18 protein-coding genes are annotated in these 24363 nt (G+C 67.6%); 13 read left to right on the top strand and 5 right to left on the bottom strand.

Going from position 1 to position 24363, the window contains the following annotated elements; translation table 11 throughout:
• Positions 1–5: 5 nt before the first annotated feature.
• Entirely contained in the window at positions 6–1244 is a 1239-nt protein-coding gene (locus ASD28_RS24185) for a multifunctional CCA addition/repair protein (RefSeq protein WP_056134831.1), read from the top strand.
• Between the two features lie 2 nt (positions 1245–1246).
• On the opposite strand, the gene ASD28_RS24190 is transcribed toward ASD28_RS24185, so the two are convergent.
• The gene (locus ASD28_RS24190; protein ID WP_056134537.1) at positions 1247–4294 is read right to left on the bottom strand and encodes a ligand-binding sensor domain-containing diguanylate cyclase; all 3048 of its coding nucleotides are present in this window, start codon (positions 4292–4294) and stop codon (positions 1247–1249) included.
• 113 nt (positions 4295–4407) lie between these two features.
• Between ASD28_RS24190 and ASD28_RS24195 the strand changes: the two genes are divergently transcribed.
• Complete coding sequence (locus ASD28_RS24195) at positions 4408–5067, top strand: GNAT family N-acetyltransferase (RefSeq protein WP_056134540.1); 660 nt, start codon at positions 4408–4410, stop codon at positions 5065–5067.
• Between the two features lie 6 nt (positions 5068–5073).
• Here ASD28_RS24195 and ASD28_RS24200 read toward each other — a convergent pair whose 3' ends face one another.
• Complete coding sequence (locus ASD28_RS24200) at positions 5074–6072, bottom strand: LacI family DNA-binding transcriptional regulator (protein WP_056134541.1); 999 nt, start codon at positions 6070–6072, stop codon at positions 5074–5076.
• A gap of 317 nt (positions 6073–6389) precedes the next feature.
• Between ASD28_RS24200 and ASD28_RS24205 the strand changes: the two genes are divergently transcribed.
• The 5 genes from ASD28_RS24205 (at position 6390) to ASD28_RS24225 (ending at position 12149) form a co-directional block, all read left to right on the top strand.
• The gene (locus tag ASD28_RS24205; protein WP_056134545.1) at positions 6390–7331 is read left to right on the top strand and encodes a substrate-binding domain-containing protein; all 942 of its coding nucleotides are present in this window, start codon (positions 6390–6392) and stop codon (positions 7329–7331) included.
• Between the two features lie 22 nt (positions 7332–7353).
• Positions 7354–8862, top strand: a complete 1509-nt coding sequence (locus ASD28_RS24210; protein ID WP_056134548.1) for a sugar ABC transporter ATP-binding protein — start codon at positions 7354–7356, stop codon at positions 8860–8862.
• An 11-nt stretch (positions 8863–8873) separates the two neighbouring features.
• A complete protein-coding gene (locus ASD28_RS24215; RefSeq protein ID WP_056134551.1) occupies positions 8874–9902 on the top strand; it encodes a ribose ABC transporter permease in 1029 nt (342 codons plus the stop codon).
• A gap of 1 nt (position 9903) precedes the next feature.
• The gene (locus ASD28_RS24220) at positions 9904–10815 is read left to right on the top strand and encodes a carbohydrate kinase (protein ID WP_056134553.1); all 912 of its coding nucleotides are present in this window, start codon (positions 9904–9906) and stop codon (positions 10813–10815) included.
• Between the two features lie 95 nt (positions 10816–10910).
• Positions 10911–12149, top strand: coding sequence for a carbohydrate porin (locus tag ASD28_RS24225; RefSeq protein WP_056134555.1), 1239 nt, complete (start codon positions 10911–10913; stop codon positions 12147–12149).
• A 1-nt stretch (position 12150) separates the two neighbouring features.
• Here the strand turns inward: ASD28_RS24225 and ASD28_RS24230 are convergent, their stop codons facing one another.
• The 3 genes from ASD28_RS24230 to ASD28_RS24240 are packed head-to-tail and all read right to left on the bottom strand — an operon-like array spanning position 12151 to position 15400.
• Positions 12151–13071: a carbohydrate kinase gene (locus ASD28_RS24230; RefSeq protein ID WP_056134558.1), complete on the bottom strand. Its 921-nt coding sequence runs from the start codon at positions 13069–13071 to the stop codon at positions 12151–12153.
• A 1-nt stretch (position 13072) separates the two neighbouring features.
• Positions 13073–14284, bottom strand: a complete 1212-nt coding sequence (locus ASD28_RS24235; protein WP_056134560.1) for an AGE family epimerase/isomerase — start codon at positions 14282–14284, stop codon at positions 13073–13075.
• Between the two features lie 27 nt (positions 14285–14311).
• Entirely contained in the window at positions 14312–15400 is a 1089-nt protein-coding gene (locus tag ASD28_RS24240; protein ID WP_082577604.1) for a LacI family DNA-binding transcriptional regulator, read from the bottom strand.
• A gap of 273 nt (positions 15401–15673) precedes the next feature.
• On the opposite strand from ASD28_RS24240, the gene ASD28_RS24245 reads away from it, so the two are divergent.
• From ASD28_RS24245 to ASD28_RS32535, 6 genes are all read left to right on the top strand, one after another.
• Complete coding sequence (locus ASD28_RS24245) at positions 15674–16945, top strand: sugar MFS transporter (RefSeq protein WP_056134562.1); 1272 nt, start codon at positions 15674–15676, stop codon at positions 16943–16945.
• A 92-nt stretch (positions 16946–17037) separates the two neighbouring features.
• Positions 17038–19278 (top strand): glycoside hydrolase family 3 C-terminal domain-containing protein, encoded by a 2241-nt coding sequence (locus ASD28_RS24250; RefSeq protein WP_056134565.1) that lies wholly within the window; start codon positions 17038–17040, stop codon positions 19276–19278.
• 88 nt (positions 19279–19366) lie between these two features.
• On the top strand, positions 19367–20683 hold the full coding sequence (locus ASD28_RS24255; protein ID WP_056134568.1) for a cellulase family glycosylhydrolase: 1317 nt from the start codon (positions 19367–19369) through the stop codon (positions 20681–20683).
• Positions 20683–21897, top strand: coding sequence for a glycoside hydrolase family 27 protein (locus tag ASD28_RS24260; RefSeq protein ID WP_229412288.1), 1215 nt, complete (start codon positions 20683–20685; stop codon positions 21895–21897). Before ASD28_RS24255 ends, ASD28_RS24260 begins: the two co-directional genes overlap by 1 nt.
• Complete coding sequence (axe2C, locus tag ASD28_RS24265; protein ID WP_056134572.1) at positions 21897–22943, top strand: bifunctional acetylxylan esterase/glucomannan deacetylase AxeC2; 1047 nt, start codon at positions 21897–21899, stop codon at positions 22941–22943. Before ASD28_RS24260 ends, axe2C begins: the two co-directional genes overlap by 1 nt.
• A gap of 93 nt (positions 22944–23036) precedes the next feature.
• The coding region (locus tag ASD28_RS32535; RefSeq protein WP_373994866.1) for an IS1595 family transposase at positions 23037–23920 on the top strand (884 nt) is incomplete at its 3' end.
• Positions 23921–24363: the final 443 nt, after the last annotated feature.

The raw sequence follows: 24363 nt of genomic DNA on the forward strand, positions 1-24363 counted from the left end.
TGACGATGCAGGCGTACGTCGTCGGCGGCGCCGTCCGCGATGAGCTGCTGGGGCTGCCCGTCCAGGACCACGACTGGGTTGTCGTCGGCGCCACGCCCGAGGACATGATCGCCAAGGGGTTCCGGCCCGTCGGCAAGGATTTCCCCGTCTTCCTGCACCCGGAGACGCACGAGGAATACGCGCTCGCCCGCACCGAGCGCAAGACGGCGCCGGGCTACCACGGCTTCGTGTTCCACACCGCGCCCGACGTGAAGCTCGAAGACGACCTGATCCGGCGCGACCTGACCATCAATGCGATGGCGCGCGCCGAGGACGGCACCATCGTCGACCCGTACGGCGGCTTGCAGGATTTACAGGACCGCGTGTTCCGCCACGTGTCGCCCGCGTTCGCCGAAGACCCCGTGCGCATCCTGCGCCTGGCCCGCTTCGCCGCGCGCTTCCCGGAATTCACGGTGGCCGGCACGACGCTCGCGCTGATGCGCCAGATGGTCGAGGCGGGCGAGGTGGATGCGCTCGTGCCGGAGCGCGTGTGGCAGGAACTGTCGCGCGGGCTGATGGAACAAAAGCCGTCGCGCATGCTGGCCGTGCTGCGCGACTGCGGCGCGCTGGCGCGCATCCTGCCCGAGCTCGATGCGCTGTGGGGCGTGCCGCAGCCGCCGCTGCACCATCCCGAAGTCGATACCGGCGTTCATATGATGCTCGTGATCGATTACGCGGCCGAACAGGGCTACGACTTGCCGGTGCGCTTCGCCGCCCTGATGCACGACCTGGGTAAAGGGTCGACGCCGCCCGAACACTGGCCCAAGCACCATGGCCACGAAGGCATGGGGCCGCGCCTGATCACGGAACTGAGCAAGCGCCTGCGCGTGCCGACGGGGTGCCGCGACCTGGCCGTGATGACGGCGCGCGAGCACGGCAACGTCAGCCGCGCGCTCGACCTGCGGCCGAACACGATCGTGACCCTGTTCGAACGCTGCGACGCGTTCCGCAAGCCGGACCGCTTCGCGCAGATGCTGCTGGCGTCCGAATGCGATGCGCGAGGGCGCGGCGACGAACGACACGAGATGCGCAGCCGCGCCTATCCGCAGGCGCCTTACCTGCTGCGCGCGCTGGACGCGGCGCGCGGCGTGAACGCGGGCGAGGTGGCGGCGCGCCATGCCGAGAACCGCGAAAGAATTCCGGAAGCCGTGCACGCCGCGCGGGTGAGCGCCGTGAAGGCGGCGCTGGGCGACGTGCGCGACTGAACCTAGGCCGCCGCGGCGTCGGCCCCGAACCTGCACCACGTGTCGCGGCCCGCTTCCTTGGCGCAGTACAGCGCCGTATCGGCGTTCTTGTACAGCGCGTCCGTGTCCACGCCGTCCCGCCAGGCCAAGGCGGTGCCGACGCTGGCGCTGACGTGCATGTCGTGGGCGCCGAACGCGATTGGTGCGCGCATCGAATCGACGATGCGCTGGGCCACGTCGCCGACGATGGCGTCGCTGGCGGGCGTCAGCAGGACGGCGAATTCGTCGCCACCCAGCCGCGCCACGCAGTCGGTCTGGCGCACGGCCGCACGCAGGCGCTCCGCCGCCGCGACCAGCAGCGCATCGCCCGCATCGTGGCCGAGCGTATCGTTGATGTGCTTGAAGCGGTCCAGGTCGATCAGGAGCAGCGCGAACGGGTCGCCGCCGCGCCGGCTGAGGGCGGCCAGGCGCTGCAGTTCGTCGTTGAAGCGGCGCCGGTTGGGCAGGTCCGTCAACGCGTCGTTGTAGGCCATGGTTTCCAGTTTCAGCTGGGTGGCGCGCAGCTCGGCGGTGCGGCTGGCGACCACGGCCTCCAGCTCGCGCTGGCGCCGGCGCAGCAGCGACGTGCGGGCCTGCATCAGGGCGGCAAGGATGCCCAGCACGACGATCGCACCCAGCGCCCGCACCCAGGCCAGCTGGTGCCAGGCGGGGAGGACGCGGACCGGCAGTTCCAGGTTGACGGTATCGTCGCCGGTGGCGCGCACGCGCAGGCGGTAGTTCCCTGGCGGCAGGTTGTTGTAGCTGGCGCGGCGCACGGTCGTGTCGGCTTCGATCCATCCGGTGTCGAAGCCTTCGAGCTGGTAGGCGTAGTGGCGGTGCTCGGCCGGCATGTAATCCAGGGCCGCGAATTCGACCGCGAAACCGCGTTCGCGATCGGCGGGCGTGACGGTCAGCGCGGCCGGCTCAGCCGGCGCGGCCGGCGCAAGCGCACGGATCGCACGCCCGCCGAGCATCAGTTGCGTGATGGCGAGCCGGGGCGGGGGACGGCGGGTGTCCAGCCGGTCGGGGAATACGACGGAGAGGCCGGTGAAACCGCCGAACAGCACTTCGCCGTCGGCCCCCAGCGCGCCCGAGCTGGTCCAGTAACTCGGCACGTGGGCGCCGTCGGCCTCGCCCAGCCGGCGGACCTGCAGGGTGTCGGGGTGCACGCCGGCCAGGCCGAGGTCGGTGCTCAGCCAGATCTGCCCGCTACGGTCCTGTACCAGCATGTTGACGCTGTTGTCGGGCAGGCCGTCGGCCGTCGTCAGGCGCCGGAACCAGCGGCGCCCGCCGGCATCGGTGCGATCGAGGATGGCGATGCCGTTGCCGAACGAGGACACCCACAGGCGGCCCGTGCGGTCGACGAGCAGGGACGAGACGAAGCCGTTCGGCGCGCGCGTGCGGTCGGCATTGTCGGTCGGCAAGCGCTCCACCGTCGTGCCGTTCCGGTCCAGCCGCACGACGCCGCGCCGGGTGCCGATCCACACGCTGCCGTCCGCGAGCGGCAGCAGGGCGGTGACGCGGCGGTCGCCCAGCGCCTCGTCTTCGTGGCGCAGCACGGTCGCCGGCCCGGCGGATGACGGCCGCACCGCCCATGCCCCGTCCAGTCCGCCCAGCCACAGGACGTCGCCGCGCCACGCCAGGGCCCAGACGGAGGCGTCGGGACGGCGGCCCGCAATCTCGACGCGCCGTACGGCACGCCCGGTGCCGTCGCTGTGATACAGGCCTTGCTGGGTACCGAGGTAGACGCTGCCGTCCGGCGCATTCGCCATGGCGAGCACCCGGCCCTTGGGCAGGGCGTTGGCGTCCGCCCTGATCTCGGCCACCGCGCCGGTGTGCGGTTCGACGATGCTCACGCCACCGCCGGGAACGCTCAGCCATACCTTGCCGTCCGGGCGGGGCAGCAGATGATAAACGTTGAGGCCGGTAATGCTGCCGATCGTCCGCACCGTCACGATGCCGCGCGGGAGGGGATCGTGCTGGCTCAGGGTACCGCCGGTGGCAACGAAGATCTGGCCGCCGCGCTCGCGCAGCATGGCGAGGATCTCGTCGCTGCGCAGGCTGTCCGGCACATCGCCGCGGTAGCGCAGGCGCCGCGTCGTGCCCTGGCGCACGTCGACCTCGACGATGCCGCCGCTCTCCGTGCCGAGCCAGACGACGTCCTCGTCCTTTTGCACGATCGCGAACACGCGCTCGCCCTGCAACGCGGCCTGCGGACCCGTTTCCACGATGGGACGGGGCGCCGCGCCCCGCGTCGCGATGACGAAGGCCCCATGGGTGCGGGTGCCGATCCATACGCGCCCCGCGCTGTCCTGGTACAAGGCGTTGATCGACGGTTCGTTCGGCGCCGGCAGCCCCAGGTGCACGACCTCCAGCCGGTCGTGGTCGCCGGACCGGTAGAACAGGCCCTCGCGGGTGCCGATCCAGAGGCCGCCCTGGCGGTCGCGCAACAAGACGTCCACCCCGTCCGGCGGCAGCACGGGTGCGGCGAGCTGCGGGGCGCCGCTGGCGGCGGCGTGCACCTTGCCCTCGGCATCGACGCGTTCGAGTCCCGCGCCGGTGCCGACCCAGATGCCGCCGGCGCCGTCGTCGACGATGCTGGAGACGCGTGCATGGCCCAGGCCGCCCGGGCCGGCCGGGATCACGGCGAAGCGATCGCGCGCCGCGTCGTAGCGCGCCAGGCCGCCCGCGCTCGTACCGACCCACAGGCGTCCGCCCGCGTCCACGTGCACGCTCTGGATATAGCCGTCCGGCAGGCTACCTTCCCGCGCCCGATCGGCCACATAGCGCCGCACCCGGAAACCGTCCCAGCGAACCAGGCCGGTCTGCGTACCCAGCCAGAGGAAACCGTCGCGATCCTGGGCGAGAGAGGTTCCGAAACGCAGCGCTTCTTCGGTGTGATGCCGGAACGAGACGTGAGAAAATGGTTGCCAGGCTGCGGATGCATCTGCGTTGGCTGCGGTGGATGGAAACGCGAGCAGCACGCTCATCCAGAAGATCAGGCAGGGCAGGGCCTGGCGAAACAATGGCATGCGACACTCTCGATTTCTCTTTAGAATCAAGTATATGCCGCTTTATCCTTGGTATCCCGTTCGCAGCGATAAGTGATCAAATTCTGTTGTATCGACGCAAGAATAGGGCGCCCATGCAGGACCATCCACTCCGCCGCTGGCTGAACCACCTGATCAAGAAGAAGGGGCAGGCCGTGCTGGTCAAGGCATTGGCCAGGCGCGACCGGCGGCGGATCCTGCGCCACTTCCTGGCCCTCGACCGCGACGATCGCCTGCTGCGCTTCGGCAGCGTGTTGCCGGACGAGCTGATCGAAGCGTATGTCGCGAAGCTCGATTTTTCGAAGGACATCGTGTTCGGCGTTGTCAACGGGCGGTTCCAGCTGGTGGGCGTGGGCCACCTCGCGTTCACGTCGCGCGAGGCGCATCCGGACAGCATCCATTACACGGACAAGGAAAAAGTGGCCGAGTTCGGCGTCTCCGTTTCCAGATCGGCGCGGGGGCAGGGCGTGGGCACGCGGCTGTTCGAACGGGCCGCCATCCACTGCCGCAATTCCGACGTCGACACGTTGTACATGCAGTGCCTGTCGTCGAACCGCACGATGATGCACATCGCGAAGAAGGCCGGCATGGAGATCCGCCGCGAATACGGAGAAGCGGACGCCCACCTGCACCTGCCGCCGCCCAGCCCGGGCAGCGTGCTCGCGGAGGCGCTGGAAGAGCAGTTCGCCAAGATCGATTACACGGTCAAGGCCAATGCGCGCGCCGCCGTCAAATGGTTCCGGCCCAAGCGTTGAACGTGCTCACGCCGACTCGCGCGGCACCAGTCCCCCCGTAAACCGCTTACGGTAAGGCGTCGTGCCGGCGCCGTCGAGCTGCGCCTGCAGGCATTCCATCGCCGCGACGCCGATGGCGGCGACGTCCTGGCGGAACGTCGTCAGCGGCGGATACAGGTAGGCGGAGATCGGCAGGTCGTCGTGCCCGACGATCGCGAGGTCCTTGCCCGGCTCCAGCCCGAAGCGGCGGCAGGCGGACATCGCGCCGATCGCGAGCCTGTCGGTGCCGCAGGCCAGCGCCGTGACGCCGGCGCGCTTCCAGGCGCCGCTCGCGAGCCAGTCGAGCACGTGGCGGAACGCGTACGCTTCGAAATCCCACGACGGCTGCGTGCTGGCCGGCACGAGGTGCGGCTGCATGCCGGCTTCCGTCATCGCGTCCTGGTAGCCGGCCAGCCGTTCTTCCGGCGACGGATGCGCGACGGGCGGCGCGCCCAGGTAGGCTGGACGGTGGCCGCGGCCCAGCAGGTAGCGGGTCAGCATCGCCATGCTTAGGCGGTTGTCGTTCATGACGTAGTTGCAGTCTTCGTGGACGTAGCTGTCCATGTAGACGATGCGCATTTCCTGCTCCAGCCGCAGCAGCAGGTCGAGGTTCGCCGTCGACGCGACCGCGGTCAGGATCACGCCCGCCACCTTCATCGACCGCATCGTCATCAGCGCCGCCGCTTCCTCGGCCGGGTCGTTGTACGAGCACTGGATGATCACGTCCATGCCCAGCGCCTTGGCCTTCGCCTCGATCGCGCGCAGCGCCTCGGCGAAGAACGGTTCGTTCACCACCGGCAGGATCACGCCGACCATGCGCGAGCGCCCGCGCACGAGGCTCACGGCGTGCGGGTCGGGCACGTATTCGAGGTCGCGGCAGGCCTGCTCGATGCGGGCCCGCGTATCGGCTTTCAATCCCTCGCGGTCGTTGAAATACTTCGACACCGTGGCGCGCGACACGCCGGCCCGCGCGGCGACGTCGTGCATGGTCACCGGGCCACGAGAGGCCGGGCCACGAGAGGCCGGGCTACGGGGATTTTGCGCTGTTTTCATCAGTTTGTTGACTCGTGTAAAGTAAGCGCCCGCCGACAGGCGCGTCACCATCATAGCAAAAATACTTGCGTGCAATAAGAGCGCGGATTTCCCTCGCGCAGGCGCCATCCGCTCGCTGTGGGTCACTGTTGTTGTGGTCACTCAACCATTAAAAATTTTGTAAAAAAATCTGTTGACGACAAAAAGTCGACACGTGTAAAGTTTCTCCGTCAGGCAGTAACCCATACTTAAAACAGCTCGGAGACACCGTCATGAAAAGATCCGCCGTGTTCGCGTGCATCGCGGCACTCGCCTTCTCCCTGGCCGGCGTGGCGCACGCCGCGCGCCCGCTGAAGTCCGTCGGCGTGGCCGTCAGCGACCTCGCCAATCCCTACTTCGTCGCCATCGGCAAGGGCGCGCTCGACGCCGCGAAAAAGGTCGGCGGCGACAAGGTCAAGGTCACCACCGTCTCCAGCAAGTACGACCTCAACACCCAGGTCGGCCAGATCGAGAACTTCATCGCCAACAAGGTCGACATCCTCATCGTCAACGCGTCCGATCCGAAAGGCATCGCGCCCGTGCTGCAAAAGGCGCGCGCTGCCGGCATCGTCGTGGTGGCCGTCGACGTCGGCGCCGACAACGCGGATGCGACGGTCATGTCCGACAACACGATGGCCGGCACGGAATCCTGCAAGCGCATCGTCGAACGCCTGCACGGCAAGGGCAACGTCGTCATCGTCAACGGCCCGCCCGTCACCGCCGTGATCGCGCGCGTGGCCGGCTGCAAGCAGGCCTTTGCCGGCACCGGCATCCGGATCGTGTCCGACAACCAGGATGCGAAGGGCAGCCTCGATGGCGGCATGGAAGTGATGACGAACCTCCTGATCGCGCACCGCCGCATCGATGCCGTCTTCGCCATCAACGACCCGTCCGCGATCGGTGCCGAACTCGCGGTCAAGCAGGCGGGCCGCCCGGACGTGCAGATGGTCGCGTCGGTCGACGGCGCGCCGGATGCGGAAGCGGCGCTCAGGGCGAAGAACAGCATCTTCGCCGTCACCACCGCGCAAGACCCCTACAAGATGGCCACGCTGGCCGTCGACATCGGCTACGGGATCATGAACGGCAAGCGGCCCGCGAACCCGGTCGTGCTGATTCCCACCCCTGCGATCACCAAGCAGAACGTGCTGGCCTACAAGGGCTGGGCCAGTCACTAAAAAAACCTCATCGGAGGAGACAATGGCAACACGAGATCCACAACCGGTGCTGGAAGTATCCGGCATCCGCAAACGCTTCGGCGCCGTCACGGTGCTCGACGGCGTCCAGCTGACCATCCGCCCCGGCGAAATCCACGCGCTGATGGGAGAAAACGGTGCCGGCAAGAGCACCCTCATGAAAATCCTCGCCGGCGTGTACCAGCCGGATGCCGGCGAGATCCGCGTGGCCGGGAAGCCAGTCCGCATCGGGTGTCCCGCCGATGCGCGCGCGTGCGGCATCAACCTGATCTACCAGGAGCTGTCCGTCGCGGCCAATCTCACCGTCGCGCAGAACATCTTCATGGGCGCGGAGCCGCGCCGACGCTTCGGCATCGTCGACACGGCGCAGATGAACCGGCGCGCGGCCGAGGTATTGAAAAGCCTCGGCGCCACGTTCGCGCCGAACCGCATCGCGAGCGGCCTGTCGATCGCCGACCAGCAGCAGGTGGAAATCGCCCGCGCCCTCGTGCACGACAGCCGCGTGCTGATCATGGACGAGCCGACGGCCGCGCTGTCCGAGCGCGAGACCGAGCGCCTGTTCGACGTGATGCGCGCGCTGCGCGAACGGGGCATCGCGATCATCTACATCAGCCATCGCATGGCGGAAGTGCGCATGCTGGCCGACCGCGTCACCGTGCTGCGCGACGGCACGTGGATCGGCGAGCTGCCGCGCGACGAAGCGACGCCGGACACGGTCGTGCGCATGATGGTCGGCCGCGAGATCGGCGGCTTCTACGAACATACGGAGCGGCGCGTGCCGGGCCCCGTGCGCCTGAAGCTCGCCGGTGTGCATGGCGCCAAGGTGCATCCCGTGTCGCTGGACGTGCGCGCCGGCGAGATCGTCGGCCTTGCGGGCCTCGTCGGCGCGGGCCGCACGGAACTGGCGCGGCTGGTCTTTGGCGCGGACCCTCTGTCCGGCGGCACGATCGAAGTCGATGGCCGGCCGGTGACGATCCGCACGCCGGGCGATGCGATCCGCCTCGGCATCGCCTACGTGCCGGAAGACCGCAAGGGGCAGGGCCTGTTCCTGCAACAGTCGCTGCTGGCGAACGTGACGATGAACGTGCTCGGCAAGCATGCGCGCTGCGGCGTGCTCCGGCGCGGCGAACTGCTGGACGTCACGCGCGGTGCGATCACGAAGCTGTCGGCGCGCGGCGCGGGGCCGGACGGCATCATCGGCGGCCTCTCGGGCGGCAACCAGCAAAAGCTGCTGCTCGCGCGCTGGCTGGAAATCGGGCCGCGCGTGCTGATCCTCGACGAGCCGACGCGCGGCGTCGACATCGGCGCCAAGCACGAGATCTACCGGATCATCCACGAGCTGGCGGATGCGGGCGTGGCCGTGCTGTGCATCTCGAGCGAGCTGGCGGAAATCATCGGCGTGTGCGACCGCGTGCTCGTCATGCGCGAAGGCTGGCTGTCCGGGGAACTGCTCGGCGAGCGCATCACCCAGGAAAACATCATGGCGCTGGCCACCCAGGCCCAGGCCGCATAGGAGACATCATCATGCAGACCCTCAAATCATCCCTTCCCACGGCGCCGCGTGCGTCCGCGCACGGCGGCATTGGCCAGGCGTTCTCGCGCATGTTCGCGACGATGGGCATGCTGCCCGTGCTCGTCGCGCTGTACATCGTGTTCTACTTCCTGACCGGCTACTTCGCCGAAGACGGCGTGTCGAATTTCGCGACGACGGCCAACACGATGAACGTGCTGCGCCAGAGTTCCATCAATCTCGTGCTGGCGACGGGCATGACGTTCGTGATCCTCACGGGCGGTATCGACCTGTCCGTCGGCTCCGTGCTGGCGGTGTCCGCGGTGCTGGGCATGATCGCGTCGCTGCCGGGCCACGCGCCCGCGCTGTCGCTGCCGATCTTTTTACTCGCGGGCCTGGGCATGGGCCTGCTGAACGGCACGCTCGTCGCCGTATTCAAGATCAACCCGTTCGTCGTCACGCTCGGCACGATGACGGCATTGCGCGGCACGGCCTACCTGCTCGCGGACGGCACCACGATCCTGAACCGCGAGATCCCGACCTTCGAATGGATCGGCAACGACTCGTTCGCCGGCCTGCCGTGGCTCGTGTGGGTCGCCGCCGCGCTGGTGCTGGTGGCCTGGTTCATCCTGCGCCGGACCGTCCTCGGCATGCACGTGTATGCGGTCGGCGGCAATCCGCAGGCGGCGCGGCTCACGGGCATCAAGGTCGGCCTCGTCCTCGTCTTCGTCTATGCCTTTTCCGGCCTGTGCGCCGGCACCGCGGGCGCCATGTCGACCAGCCGCCTGTATGGCGCGAACGGCAACTGGGGCTCGGGCTACGAGCTCGATGCGATCGCCGCGGTGGTCCTCGGCGGCACGAGCCTGATGGGCGGCGTGGGCACGATCTGGGGCACCGTCATCGGCGCGCTGATCATCGGCCTCCTCAACAACGGTCTCACGATCCTCGGCCTGTCGTCGTTCTGGCAGTACGTGGCGAAGGGCACGGTCATCGTGCTCGCCGTGATGCTCGATAAATGGCGTTATCAACAACAGGCGAACTGACATGCAAGCACAACGACTCCCCCGCTACGTGGTCTTCGGCGAAGCGCTCACCGACATGATCCGCCAGGACGACGGCACGTGGCGCTCGCTGCCCGGCGGTTCGTGCTGGAACGTCGCGCGCGTCGGCGCAAGGCTCGGGCTGCACACGGGTTATGCGGGCGCCGTCAGCATGGATGCCTTCGGCGACGAGATCGCGGACGCAAGCCGCGCGGCCGGCCTGGACGAACGCTTCCTGCAGCGCGTGGACGCGCCGCCGTTCATCGCGATGGTGACGTCGCGCCATCCGCCCCGTTACGTCTTCCTGGGCGAGAACAGCGCGGACCTGCACTTCCGCCCCGCGCTGCTGCCGGACGGCTGGCTGGAAGCGGCCGACGTCATCCACGTGGGCAGCCTCGCGCTGGCGCGCGGACCGCTGGCGCGGCGTCTCGTGGAGCAGGCGCTGATGGCGCGCCAGGCCGGCAAGCGCATCGCCTTCGATCCGAACTTCCGCAACGCGATGCGCGACGCGGCGTACCGGCCCACGTTCGAACTGATCGCGGGTCTCGCCAGCCACATCAAGGTGTCCGACGAAGACCTGGAAGGCCTGTTCCCGGGCCTCGAACAGCGCGACGCGCTGGCCGCGCTGCGCGCGCTGGCGCCGGATGCCGAGATCCTGTACACGCGCGGTGCCGATGGCCTGACGCTGATCCGCGCCGACGAGGTGCTCGATGCGCCCGCGCGCCGCGTGGACGTCGTCGACACCGTCGGCTGCGGCGATGCGTCGATGGCCGGCTGGATTACGGGCCTGCTGCTCCATCCGGAGATGCGCGCGTCGTGCCAGCTCGCGCGCATCGCGGCGGTGGCCGCCACGGCCGCCATGCACGCCGGGCCGTATGCGCCGACGGCGCAAGAAGTCGAAGCCCTGCTCGACTAAGCAATCCTCCGATCCTGTTCCAGCGACCTGCCGCGGCATCTGCGCCGCGGCCGGACGGGATCCGCTTTGCCCAAAAAAACATACAAGGAGACACCATGCGCATGCCAACCATCGCGCCGGCGCTGCTCGCGCTCGCGCTCGCGCTCGCGTTCTGCTTTCCCGCGTCCGCCGCGGACGTCCAGAACTACCTGCGCGCCAACGCGGCCGCGAATTCCGAAGGCGGCGGCCAGACCTGCTTCGGCCTGGCCGGCGCGGGCGCCAAGTACCGGCTCGGCAACGAGTGCGGCGTCTACGGCGAAATGCTGCTGGGCCAGCACCTCGTGCAGGGCGACGCCGGTGAGGACGTGAAGGCGTACGCGATGCTCAACCTGGGCAACGCGGCCGCGTCGAACAATGCAAGGCGGCCGCAGGGCGGCTGGAAGATCGGCCTGCCGCAGGCGTACCTCGCCATCGAACACGTGAGCGGACTCGGTGACGCCGCGCTGTGGATCGGGCGCCGCTACTACAAGCGCGAAGGCGCGAACGTCAACGACTTCCTGTACTGGAATCCGTCCGGCATGGGCGTCGGCATCGAGGACGTGCCGCTGGGGCCCATGAAGTTCAGCTACGCCTACCTGCACGACGACCAGCAGACGATGCCGATCATGCGCGTCGGCGACACGGCGAACCGCCACGATTTCCAGTTGCGCGGCGTGCCCGTGAATCCGGGCGGTACGCTGGAATTCGGACTCGCGCTGATCCGCAGCGACGGTACGCCCGGTCACCACGGCGGCTCGATGGTCACCGTGCAGCACCGGCAGAAGATCCTTGGTGGCGCGGGCGACAACCGCCTCGCGGTGCAGTGGGGGACGGGCGCCGGCACCGACAATGGCGCGACGGGCGACATCACGAGCGGCGACGACGTGCACCGGCTGCGCATCATCGACAGCTGGTATGCGCAGGTCACGCGTCGATTCGGCGGCGAACTGGTCGCCGTGTGGCAGCGGGATACCGCGCACGATGCGGCGAAAGCGAAGACGTGGGCATCGGCGGGCGGGCGCATGTCGTACGCGCTGTCCGACAAGATAAAGCTGCTGGCGGATATCGGCCATGACCGCGTGGCGCCGCAGAACGGCGACGTGCGCCGGCTGACCAAGGTCACGGGCGCCGTCGCGCTGATGTCGAAGCCCGGCTATTTCGACCGTCCGGAACTGCGCCTGTTCGTCACGCACGCGCGCTGGAACGAGGCCGCGCGCGCGGCCGCGCGGACGAACGATCCGCTGGCCGCGAACGGCATCTTTGGCACGACGCTGTCCGGTTTTACGGTAGGTGTCACCTTCGAAAACTGCTGGTGATTCAGGCGTGCATCCCGGCCAGCAGCGTATCGATGGCAGCCAGCGACGGCGGCGTGGCACCGGCCGCGAGGCAGGCCGCGGCGCCCGCCGCCACGGCGAAGCGCAGGTGCGCGAGGCCATCGCGTTCGGGCGCGTGCAGCATGCTCCACGCGAGCGCGGCGATGCTGGCGTCGCCCGCGCCGACCGTGTCCACGGGCGTGATGCGCGGCGCCGTCATCTCCCACGATCCCGCGGGCGTATGCAGCGAGGCGCCGGCCGCGCCCTTCGTGTACAGATAGGTGGCGTCCGGGTTCCAGCCGCGCAGCGTCGCGAAGGCGGCGTCGGCGTCGCTCGTCCGGAGCAGGCCGACGAGATCCTCTTCCGAGACCTTCACGACGTCGGCCAGGGCCGTCATGCGCCGGAGTGTCGGGTCGTAGTTCTCGTCCATCAGCGCGCGGAAATTCGGGTCGTAGCTGATGCGCACGCCGCGTGCCTTCAGCGTTTCGGCGAGGGCGACGAGCTTGCCGGCCAGTGGCTGGCGCGCGAGGCTGATGCCGCCGAAGTGCGCCCAGCGGCAGGCGCCGATCCAGCCTTGCGGCAGCTGGGTGGCGTCGAAGTGCAGGTCGGCGCTGTCGTCGCCGACGAAGAAATAGCTGGGCGGGTCGAGGCGGTGCACGATCGCGAGCAGCGGCGATTTGTCCAGGCGCTGGACGAAACGCTCGTCCAGGCCCGCGTCGAGGCTGGCGCGCCACAGCTGGTCGCCGAACACGTCGCGGCTGACGGCGCCGGCGAACGCGCTGGGCGCGCCCAGCTTGGCCATCGCGCGCGCCACGTTCCACGTCGAGCCGCCCGTCACGCTGTGCCAGCGCGTGGCGCCGGCATCATCAACGATCATGTCGGTCAGGGCTTCCCCTGCCGCGACGAATACGGGAAAGTCCGCCATGTCAGTCCTTCACGAGAACGGTCAATACTTCATAGCAGGCGCCCATCGTGTGGTAGTCCACCTTGCCGGCCGGGCTCTTCTCGTCCGTGAGCTTCTCGTTCTTCGGGCCGAGGATGCGGTACCACGCGCCGTGCTCATGATCGACGAAATGTTCCCAGCTGTAGGCCCAGATGCGGTCGTACCAGTCCCAGTACGCTTTATCGCCCGTGCGTGCGCCCAGCAGCGCGGCGGCGGCGAGGCTCTCGGCCTGCACCCAGAAGTACTTGTCGGCGTCGCAGATTTCGTTTTCCGGGCCGAAGCCGTAATGGATGCCGCCGTGCTGCGCGTCCCACGCCTTGGTCAGCGCCGCGTCGAACAGCTCTTTCGCGCGCGGCACGAGCCAGCCGGACGGGCCGGCCATCCGGTCCTTGTGGCGCTCCATGATCAGGAGGAGCTTGGCCCATTCCGTCAGGTGGCCCGGCTGGTAGCCCCACGGGCGGAAGATGTTCGTCTTGTCGTCGCGGTTGTAGTCCGGGTCGACGGACCAGTCGCTGTTGTAGTGTTCCCAGACCAGGTTGCCGTACAGGGCCGCCTGGCGCACGGTGATGTTGTGCGCGAGCGTCTCGGCGCGCCACAGGTATTTCGTGTCGCCCGTCGCGTCGAACGCGGCCAGCATGGCTTCGCACGCATGCATGTTGGCGTTCTGGCCGCGGTACGGGTACAGCGTCGACCAGTCGCCGTTCGCTTCGTCCGCGTACAGGCCGTGCGCCGGTTCCCAGAAACGGCGCTCCATCAGGTCGTAGGTCTCGTCCAGCCAGGCGCGCGCCTCGTCGACGCCGGCCATGATCGCGTGGGCGTAGGCCAGCAGCACGAAGGCGAGGCCGTAGCAGTGGTTCGTGTCGTCCGTGACTTTCTTTTGTCCGTCGTTCCAGTCCAGCGTCCAGGCATAGCCGCCCGTCTCCGGGTTGCGGTGCGCGTCGCGCAGGAAGCCCAGGCCGTGCAGCACACGTTCGCGGTCGGCCGGCTCCTGGAACTGGCGCCACGCCATCGAAAAATTAAACACGAAGCGGGTGCTGCTCACCAGGTGGCGCGTGCGCGCGTCGTAGATCGCGCCGTCGTCCTTGTAGAAGTGATAGAAGCCGCCGCTCGGGTCGACGCAGCGCGGGTCGTAGAACTGGCGGGTGTGGCGGATGTGCTGCAGCAGCGTCGAGCGGGAATGGAAATCGGGAAGCATGGTGGGTGTAGGTGGATAAAGAGTGACTTACTTACGGGTGCGGAAGTCTTCGCACACGGTGCTGGCGCGCACGACGAGTTCCACGGGCGCCACCTGTTCCAGCGGCGGATCCTGCGGACCGCGCAGCAGCAGCTCGACGCCCAGCGCGCCCAGCTCCTTCTTGTTGATGCGCAGCGTCGTCAGCGGACGGTGGCCCAGCACGGCGCCGGGGATGTCGTCGAAGCCGACGATCGAGACGTCGTGCGGCACCGTCTTCCCGGCCGCCAGGCAGGCGCGCATCGCGACGAGGGCGGCGGCGTCGTTGTAGCAGAACACGGCGTCGGGCGGGTGGGGCTGGTCGAGCAGGGCCTGCATCGCTTCGTAGGCGCCCGTCTCGAGGTCGACGCCGTCCGGCAGGCACGTCTCCAGGCGCGGGTCGGCCAGCATGCCGGCTTCGTACAGGGCCTGGCGGTAGCCGCGGTTGCGCTCGCGGATGCTGTAGTGGCCGAGCGAGCCGGAGATCATGGCGATGCGCTCGCGGCCCAGCGAAATCAGATGCCGGGTGGCGAGGTAGCCGCCCATGTGGTTGTCCGGGTTGACCGAGCTGTAGCCGCGCAGCTTCATGTCGATGAGGACGAGGGGCTTGCCGCTGGCGCGCAGGGCGTTCAGCAGTTCGGGTTCGAAGAAGCCGGCGCACACGATGGCGTCCGGCGCGTGCATGCGCAGCTGTTCCGTGACGCCGTCGGCCGGGCCGACCGCCATGAACGACAGCACGATGCCCTGCTTGCGGCAGGCTTCCTCGGCGCCGTGCAGCACGGGCGAGTAGAACGGGCTGCTGGCGGCCGTATTGTGTTGTCGATGCAACAGGAACGTGAGGCGGCGGATGCGCTTGCGGCGCAGCTTGCAGAAGTCATACCCCAGTTCGTGGGCTGCCGACAACACCATCTGGCGCGTGCTTTCCGTGAGGCCGGGCTCGTTTTTCAGGGCGCGCGAAATCGTGCCGGCCGAGACGCCGGCGTACTTGGCCAGGTCGCGGATCGTGACCGGTGCGGGGCTGTCGCCCGCCTGGGGGCGTGAGGTGACGGGATTCACGTTGTCTCCGATATCGTTGCTGCGCACGCCTTGGGCGTCGCTCATTTGAATGGAGTCTTGCATATGAAAATTCCCTTGGTCAAACGCGAAGATGCATTTACAGGGAAGTTTAGTCGGCTTTACTAAACAGCTGTTTGCCCGGTATATTCTCATGTAAGAAACCGATTTCATAAGAGGGGAGGCCGTGTTTAGTGGCACCTGACTAAACTTCGCGGCGAATCGCATACCCCGTTTGACCCCATTACCCTGCTTCTGCAGAATCTTTTCACAATAAAAGTTGCCGTCCTGTTAGCGGTAACATCTCAAGGAGACTTATCCATGGAACGTGCACCACAGGCTGCCGTCGAGCCTGCCAACCGGGCCCAGCCCAGCTACACCTTTCCGCTCACCGTCGTCACCGCACTGTTTTTCATGTGGGGCCTGCTGACGTCGCTGAACGACATCCTGATCCCGCACCTGAAATCGGTCTACAACCTGACGTACGTACAGGCGATGATGGTGAACCTGGCCTTCTTCAGCGGTTACTTCCTGCTGTCGATCCCGGCCGGCGCGCTGATCCGCCGCATCGGTTACAAAGCCGGCGCGGTCGCCGGCCTGGCCGTGTGCGCCGTCGGCGCCGCGCTGTTCTACCCGGCAGCCACCAGCGTGTACGCGCTGTTCCTGTTCGCCCTGTTCGTGCTGGCCGGCGGCATCACCATCCTGCAGGTGGCCGCCAACCCGTACGTCACCGTCCTGGGCCCGCCGGCCACCGCGTCGAGCCGCCTGAACCTGACCCAGGCCCTGAATTCCTTCGGCACCTTCGTCGGCCCCCCGGTCGGCGGCTACCTGATCCTGTCGCACATCTCGACGGTCGCCGATCCGAACAACATGACCGCCGCCGAAAAACTGGCGCAGGCGCAGGCCGTGCAGGGTCCATACCTGGGCCTGGCCGCCACGCTGGCGATCCTGGCCATCCTGTTCGCCGTGATCCGCCTGCCGGTCATCCGTGACGAGGACACGGGCACGGTGCGCACCGGCTCGATCCTCAAGCAGAAGCGCCTGATGCTGGGCGTGCTGGCGATCTTCGTGTACGTCGGCGCCGAGGTGAGCATCGGCAGCTTCCTGATCAACTACATGGGCGACACGTCCATCGCCGGCTTCACGCCGGAAGTCGGCGCGAACTACGTCGCCTACTATTGGGGCGGCGCGATGGTCGGCCGCTTCATCGGTTCGGCCGTGATGCGCACCGTCAGCCCGGGCAAGGTCCTCGCGTTCAACGCCGCCGTGTGCATCGCGCTGCTGGTGGCGACCACGTTCGGCCATGGCCACTTCGCGATGTGGGCCGTGCTGGCCGTCGGCCTGTTCAACTCGATCATGTTCCCGACCATCTTCAGCATGTCGGTGCACGAACTGGGCCCGCAGACCAGCCAGGGCTCCGGCCTGCTGGTGATGGCCATCGCCGGCGGCGCCGTGGTGCCTGTCATCCAGGCCCAGGCCGCGGACATGATCGGCCTGCAGACGTCGTTCCTGATCCCGGCCGTCTGCTACGCCTACATCCTGTACTTCGGCGCGAAATACGCCCGCATGTACGTGGACATCAAGGCCGTCTGACCGCCTGATCCCTGTTGCCGCCGCGTGGTTCCCACGTGGCGGCGTTGCTTCGTATACCTATAACGATCCGTATCCTAAGAGAGCCTCGTCCCATGCGTTTGAACCAACTGACCCTCGTTGCCGCCCTGGCTGCCGCCTTCCCCCTGTTCGCCACCGCCGCCGACGCGCCCGCCGCGCCGGCCCAGAAGCCGTGGCTGGACCGTTCCCTGAGCGCCGACAAGCGCGCCGAACTCGCCGTCAAGGCCATGACCCGCGAAGAAAAGCTGCGTTGGGTGTTCGGCTATTTCGGCACGTCGTTCGCCCCGAAGGGCACCACGCCGCCGAAAGGCGCGATCCCGTTTTCGGCCGGCTTCGTGCCGGGTAACCCGCGTCTCGGCCTGCCGGACCTGCTGGAAACGGACGCCGGCCTCGGCGTCGCCACCCAGGCCACCCCGACCCCGCGCGAGCGCACGGCGCTGCCGTCGGGCCTCGCCACCGCATCGACGTGGGATACGCAGATGGCCTATGCCGGCGGCGCGATGATCGGCTCGGAAGCGCGCCTGTCCGGCTTCAACGTGATGCTGGCCGGCGGCGTGAACCTGATGCGCGATCCGCGCAACGGCCGCAACTTCGAATACGCCGGTGAAGACCCGCTGCTGGCCGGCACGATGGTCGGCCATGCCGTCAAGGGCATCGAGTCGAACCACGTCATCTCGACCGTCAAGCACTATGCGCTGAACGACCAGGAAACGGGCCGTAACGAGCACGACGTCCGCATCGACAAGGCCGCGGCCCGCATGTCGGACCTGCTCGCGATGCAGCTCGCGCTGGAGCAGTCGGACGCCGGTTCCGTCATGTGCTCGTACAACCGCGTATTCGGCACCTATGCGTGCGAGAACGACTACCTGCTGAACGAAGTGCTGAAGAAGGACTGGGGCTTCAAGGGCTACGTGATGTCCGACTGGGGCGCGACGCACAGCACCGTGCAGGCCGCGAACAATGGCCTGGACCGCCAGTCGGGCCAGGAATTCGACAAGTCGCCTTACTTCGGCGGCGCGCTGGACGAAGCCGTGAAGAACGGCTACGTGTCGGAAGCGCGCCTGGACGACATGGCCACGCGCATCGTGCGCGCCATGTTCGCCAAGGGCGTCGTCGACAATCCGGTCGCGCAGGACGGCAAGATCGACTTCGCGAAAGACGGCGCCGTCAGCCGCGCGACGGCGGAAGAGGGCATCGTCCTGCTGAAGAACGACAACAAGGTGCTGCCGCTGTCGAAGGACGTGAAGACCATCGCCGTCATCGGCGGCCATGCCGACGTGGGCGTGCTGTCGGGTGGCGGTTCGTCGCAGGTGTATCCGGTCGGCGGCAATGCCGTGCCGGGCCTGGAGCCGAAGGTCTGGCCGGGTCCGGTCGTGTATTACCCGTCGTCGCCGCTGCGTCACATCCAGGCGCTGGCGCCGAACGCGAAGGTCGTGTACGACGACGGCACCGATCCGGCCCGCGCCGCACGCGTGGCCGCGCAGGCGGACGTCGCGCTCGTGTTCGCGACGCAGTGGATCGGCGAAGCGAACGACGCGACGTCGCTGGCGCTGCCGGACAACCAGGACACCCTGATCGACAACGTGGCCGGCGCCAACCCGCGCACCGTCGTCGTGCTGGAGACGGGCGGTCCCGTCGCCATGCCGTGGGTCGCGAAGATCCCCGCCGTGCTGGAAGCGTGGTACCCGGGCACGAGCGGCGGCGAAGCGATCGCACGCGTGCTGTTCGGCGCCGTGAACCCGTCCGGCCACCTGCCGGCCACGTTCCCGGTCTCCGAGCAGCAGCTGCCGCGTCCGACGCTGGATGGCGATCCGAAACAGCCGGAGCAGCGCTTCACCGTCGATTACAAGGAAGGCGCGGCCATCGGCTATAAATGGTTCGACCAGAAGGGCCTGACCCCGCTGTTCCCGTTCGGCCACGGTCTGTCGTACACGACGTTCTCGTACTCGGGTCTCGCGAGCCAGGTCAAGGACGGCCGCCTGCACGTGCGCTTCAAGGTCACGAACACGGGCAACGTCGCCGGCAAGGACGTGCCGCAGGTGTACGTGTCGCCGCTGGCCGCGAAGTGGGAAGCGCCGAAGCGCCTGGCCGGCTGGGACAAGGTCGCGCTGCAGCCGGGTGAATCGAAGGAAGTCGACGTCGTAGTCGAGCCGCGCATCCTCGGCCTGTTCGACGAGAAGAGCAAGACCTGGCGCATCGCCAAGGGCAAGTACAAGCTGGTGCTGGCCGAAGACGCGGCCGGCAAGAACGCGACCAGCGTGACGGTCGACCTGCCGGCGTCCACGCTGGACGTGCGCGGCCGCCAGCGCAAGTAAGCACCATCCCTCTGCCGCCCACCGCCCGGTGGGCGGCGCATGATCCCACATTACGACGTTCCCCAAGGAGCGCGAGGAGACTACGACCATGCAACGCAAGTTCGGCAACATCGCCTTGGCCGCCACCCTGCTGATGGCAGGTGCAGCCCATGCAGACAACAGCGGCTTCGTGGCCGTCAAGGACAGCCATTTCGAACGCAACGGCCAGCGCTACATGATCGCCGGTGCGAACTTCTGGTACGGCGGCTATCTTGGCGCACCGACGGGCGTGGGCCAGCGGGCCCGCCTCGTCAAGGAGCTGGACCGTATGAAGGCGCTCGGCATCAACAATGTGCGCGTGCTGGCCGTGTCGGAGAAGACGGCAATGAAGAGTGCCGTCAGCCCCGCCACGACGAGCGCGCCCGGGCAGTACGACGAGCAGCTGCTGCAAGGCCTGGACTTCATGATGGCCGAACTGGCAAAGCGTGACATGACGGCCGTGCTCTACCTGAATAATTTCTGGCAATGGTCCGGCGGGATGACCCAGTACCTGAACTGGTTCACCGGCTCGCCCGCGCACGATCCCAACGTGAGCAAGGACTACGAACGCTACATGGCCGAAAACGCGACGTTCTACACGAACGCCCGCGCCCAGGCCGAATACCGCAACGTGATCGCGAAGATCGTCCAGCGCACCAACACGGTGACGAAGAAACCGTACCGCGACGATCCGACGATCCTGTCGTGGCAGCTCGCGAACGAGCCGCGCCCCGGCAACAGCAAGGCGACGCCGCAGGAAAAGGCGACGTACGTGAAGTGGATCGCCGAGACCGCCCATTACATCCGCTCGCTCGATGGCCGCCACATGGTCAGCACGGGCAGCGAGGGCCTGGCCGGCTCCGCCCAGGATGCGCAGCTGTACCTGGATGCGCACCGCACGCCGGACATCGCCTACCTGACGTACCACCTGTGGCCGACGAACTGGGGCTGGTTCGATCCGAAGAAGCCCGACGCCACGTGGAACGGCATGATGGAGAAGGCCAGCCACTACCTGAACGTGCACGTCGACTATGCGAAGAAGCTCGGCAAGCCGATCGTGCTGGAGGAATTCGGCCTGAACCGCGATGGCGGCTCGTTCGACATCAAGGCCTCGACCAAGGTGCGCGACCGCTTCTACGACGCAGTCTTCACGACGCTGGAGAAGCGCGCGGCAGCGGGCGATCCGGTCGCCGGCTGGAATTTCTGGGCGTGGGGCGGTGCGGGGCGTGCGGCCAATGCGGATTACTGGTGGAAGCCGGGTAACGATTTCGTCGGCGATCCGCCGCAGGAAGAGCAGGGCCTTTATTCCGTGTTCGACAGCGATGCCAGCTCGCTCAAGTTGATCGCGGACCACGATAAACGCCTGAAGACGATTGGAGCAAAATAGTGAAACGTAGTGCCTCCCTGATCCTTGCCGCCACCATCGCGGCGTCCCCGGCCGCGGCCTGGGCGCAGAAATTCGACGGCCTCGCGGCCACGCCGCAGATGGGCTGGAACAGCTGGAATAAATTCGCCTGCGACATCGACGAAAAACTGATCCGCGAGACGGCCGATGCCATGGTCAAGCTGGGCCTGAAGGATGCCGGCTACCAGTACATCAACATCGACGACTGCTGGCACGGCGCGCGCGACGCGCACGGCGACATCCAGGCGGACCCGCAGCGCTTCCCGTCCGGGATGAAGGCGCTGTCCGACTACGTGCATGCGCGCGGCCTCAAGCTGGGCATCTACTCGGACGCCGGCGACAAGACCTGCGGCGGCCGTCCCGGCAGCCGCGGCCACGAATACCAGGATGCGAAGACGTATGCCGCCTGGGGCATCGACTACCTGAAATACGACTGGTGCGAGACCAAGGGCCTGAACGCGGTCGGCGCCTACACGACGATGCGCGACGCGATCCGCGCCGCCAACCGCCCGATCCTCTTCAGCATCTGCGAATGGGGCGACAACAAGCCGTGGGAATGGGCGGCCGACGTCGGCCACTCGTGGCGCACGACGGGTGACATCTACCCGTGCTGGGATTGCGAAAAGAGCGCCGGCTCGTGGTCCGCCTGGGGCGTGATGCGCATCCTCGACATGCAGGCGGGCCTGCGCAAGCACGCGGGGCCGGGCCACTGGAACGACATGGACATGCTGGAAGTCGGCATGGGCATGACGGAAGACGAGGACCGCGCGCACTTCTCGATCTGGGCCATGATGAATTCGCCGCTCATCCTCGGCAACGACCTGCGTTCGATGCCGGACTCGGTCAAGAAGATCATCGGCCGGCGCGAAGTCATCGCCCTCAACCAGGACCCGCTGGGCGTGCCGGCGCTGCGCTTCTGGAAGCAGGGTCCCGTCGAACTGTGGGCCAAGCCGCTCGCGAACGACGAGTGGGCGTTCATGGTGCTGAACCGCGGCGAGTCCGCGCTGCCGCTGCACTATGACTGGAAGCAGAACGCCATCGCCGACGACCTGTCCAAGCGCGAAGTCGATTTCAAGAAGGCCACCTGGCAGTGGACGGATGCGTGGACCGGCAAGATGGGCGACACGAGCAAGCGTCTCGACGCGACCGTGCCGTCGCACGGCGTGCTGCTGCTGCGCCTGAAGAAGGGGGCGTGATGCGTCGGCCGCTGCTGTCCGCGCTACTGGTCTTGTGCGCGGCTTCGGCGGCCGCCGACCAGACGATCGTCGCTGCCGATGCGCACGTCGCGCGCATGGGCCGCACGGTGGCGGACTCCGACGGCACGGTGCGCTTCGGCTATCCCGGCGTGACGTTGTCCCTGGCCGTCGATGGCACACGGCTCGCCGTCGATGCGGCGGGCAGCGCCAACAGCCTCGTCGACGTCATCGTGGACGGCAAGCCCGCGGGCACGTTGCATCTGGCGCCGCAGGTGAAATCCTACGACGTCTTCAAGGGTGCGGCGCCGGGCCCCCATCGCGTCGAACTCGTGCACCGCAGCGAAACGTGGCTGGGCGTGGCATCCATCGCGCGCTTTTCGGCCGATGGCCGGTTCCTCGCTGCCCCCACGCTGCCCAGGCGGCGCGTGCTCGTGCTGGGCGATTCCGTCACGTGCGGTGCCGACATGGAGCGGGGCGCCGGCGACAAGGACACACCCGATTGGTGGAATCCACGCCAGTCGTACGGCATGCTGGCTGCGCGTGCGCTCGACGCGCAGGTGCAACTGGTCTGCTATGGCGGCCGGGGTCTCGTGCGCAGCTGGAACGACCGGACCGACGAGTTCCAGCTGCCCGCGTTCTACGATCTCGCGATCGCGGATGCGGCGCATCCTGTTCAATGGAACCAGGCTGCGTACGATGCGGACCTGATCGTCATCGCGATCGGTACCAATGACTTCAATCCCGGCATTCCGGAGCGCGTCGCGTATGTCGATACGTACACGGCCTTGTTGCGCCGCGTGCTGCGCGACCATCCGCACGCGCAGGTCGCGCTGACGGAAGGCGTGCTGCTGAATGGCGACAAGAAGGCGGCGCTGATCGGCTATCTGAAGGAAGCGCTGGGCCGCGTGGGCGATCGACGCGTGCACCTGCTCGCACCGGTGGCGTACCAACCCGGTGACGCCGTCAACGGCCATCCGACGACGGCCCAGCATGCGGCCATGGCGGCCGAACTGCTGCCGCAGCTGCGTCGCATCACCGGCTGGTAGGTCAAAAAAATGGCTGTGTTCGCGCTATTTATGTGAACTGAAATTCGTTGCAGAGGTCATACGCATCGTCGAGTTAACTCATGAGGAGTGACGATGCGCGGCCTGACGTTCGACGAATTGTTCGCCATGTTGGCGGTGCAGTTGTCGCCAGACGACCTGTCTCGGCTACGGGAATGGATCGCCGGCATCGTGGATCCGGCCGAGTGCATTGCCCTGATCGAGCAGGCGGCGGCGGGCCGGCCGTGTCCGCACTGCCGCTGCGCCCGCAAGCACCGCTGCGGCCATGCGAGCGGATTGCAGCGCTTCCGCTGTCTCGGCTGCGGGCACAGCCACAACGCATTGACCGGTACGCCGCTGGCGCGGCTGCGCAAGAAGGAGCTCTGGCTGCCGTACTTGCAATGCGTGCTCGAATCGCGCACGGTTCGTGATGCCGCGCGAGTCGTCGGCGTGCATCGCACGACCAGCTTCCGATGGCGCCACCGGTTCGTGCCCGGCGCCATGCGCGACCGGCCGGCGACGTTGTCGGCCATCGTCGAAGCCGACGAGACGTATCGGCTCGAATCGCAGAAGGGGGCGCGCAACCTGACGCGGCCACCCCGAAAACGTGGCGGCGTCGCCAGGCGGCGCGGTATCAACCGGGAACACGATTGCCTGCTGGTCGCGCGCGACCGCAGTGGCCGGACGCTCGACTTTCATACGGGGCGCGGCCAGGTGACGGTGGGGCAATTGCATGAGTGCCTCAAACCCGTGCTGCCGGGCGACGCCCTCTTGATCACCGACGGCGCCATCGTCTATCAGCATTTCGCGGAGCAGGCCGGCATCACGCATGAAGCAGTGAACGTGGAAGCGGGCGTTCGTGCGCGCGGTGCGATCCATGTGCAGAACGTGAACAGCTGGCACAGCCGGTTCAAAAGCTGGCTGGTGCGGTTTCGCGGCGTGGCGAGCCGCTACCTGATCCATTACTCGGGCTGGCAGCGNCGCGGAGCAGGCCGGCATCACGCATGAAGCGGTGAACGTGGAAGCGGGCGTCCGGGCGCGCGGCGCGATTCACATTCAAAACGTGAACAGCTGGCACAGCCGGTTCAAAAGCTGGCTGGTGCGGTTTCGCGGCGTGGCGAGCCGCTACCTGATCCATTACTCGGGCTGGCAGCGCGTGCTGGACGATCGTCGGCTCACGAAGCCGGCTCATCTGCTGTTCGCTGCGGTCCAGCTCGGCTAGGCGAGCGGGTTACCGAATTACCGCGAACACAGCCAAAAAAATCCGACGGACCGGGCGCGCCCGGTGCATCGGAAAGAGAGCCGGACCACACCGGCTGGAGACGAACCGGCCGCCCCTGAAGCGACGGCCGGGCCGAGACCAGGTCGAGATTAGCGAGACCGCCGCGCCGGGTCAAACGTACGCGCGCATCGGCCTACGAGT

Source organism: Massilia sp. Root133 (assembly GCF_001426525.1).
Taxonomy (GTDB): Bacteria; Pseudomonadota; Gammaproteobacteria; order Burkholderiales; family Burkholderiaceae_D; genus Telluria; species Telluria orientalis.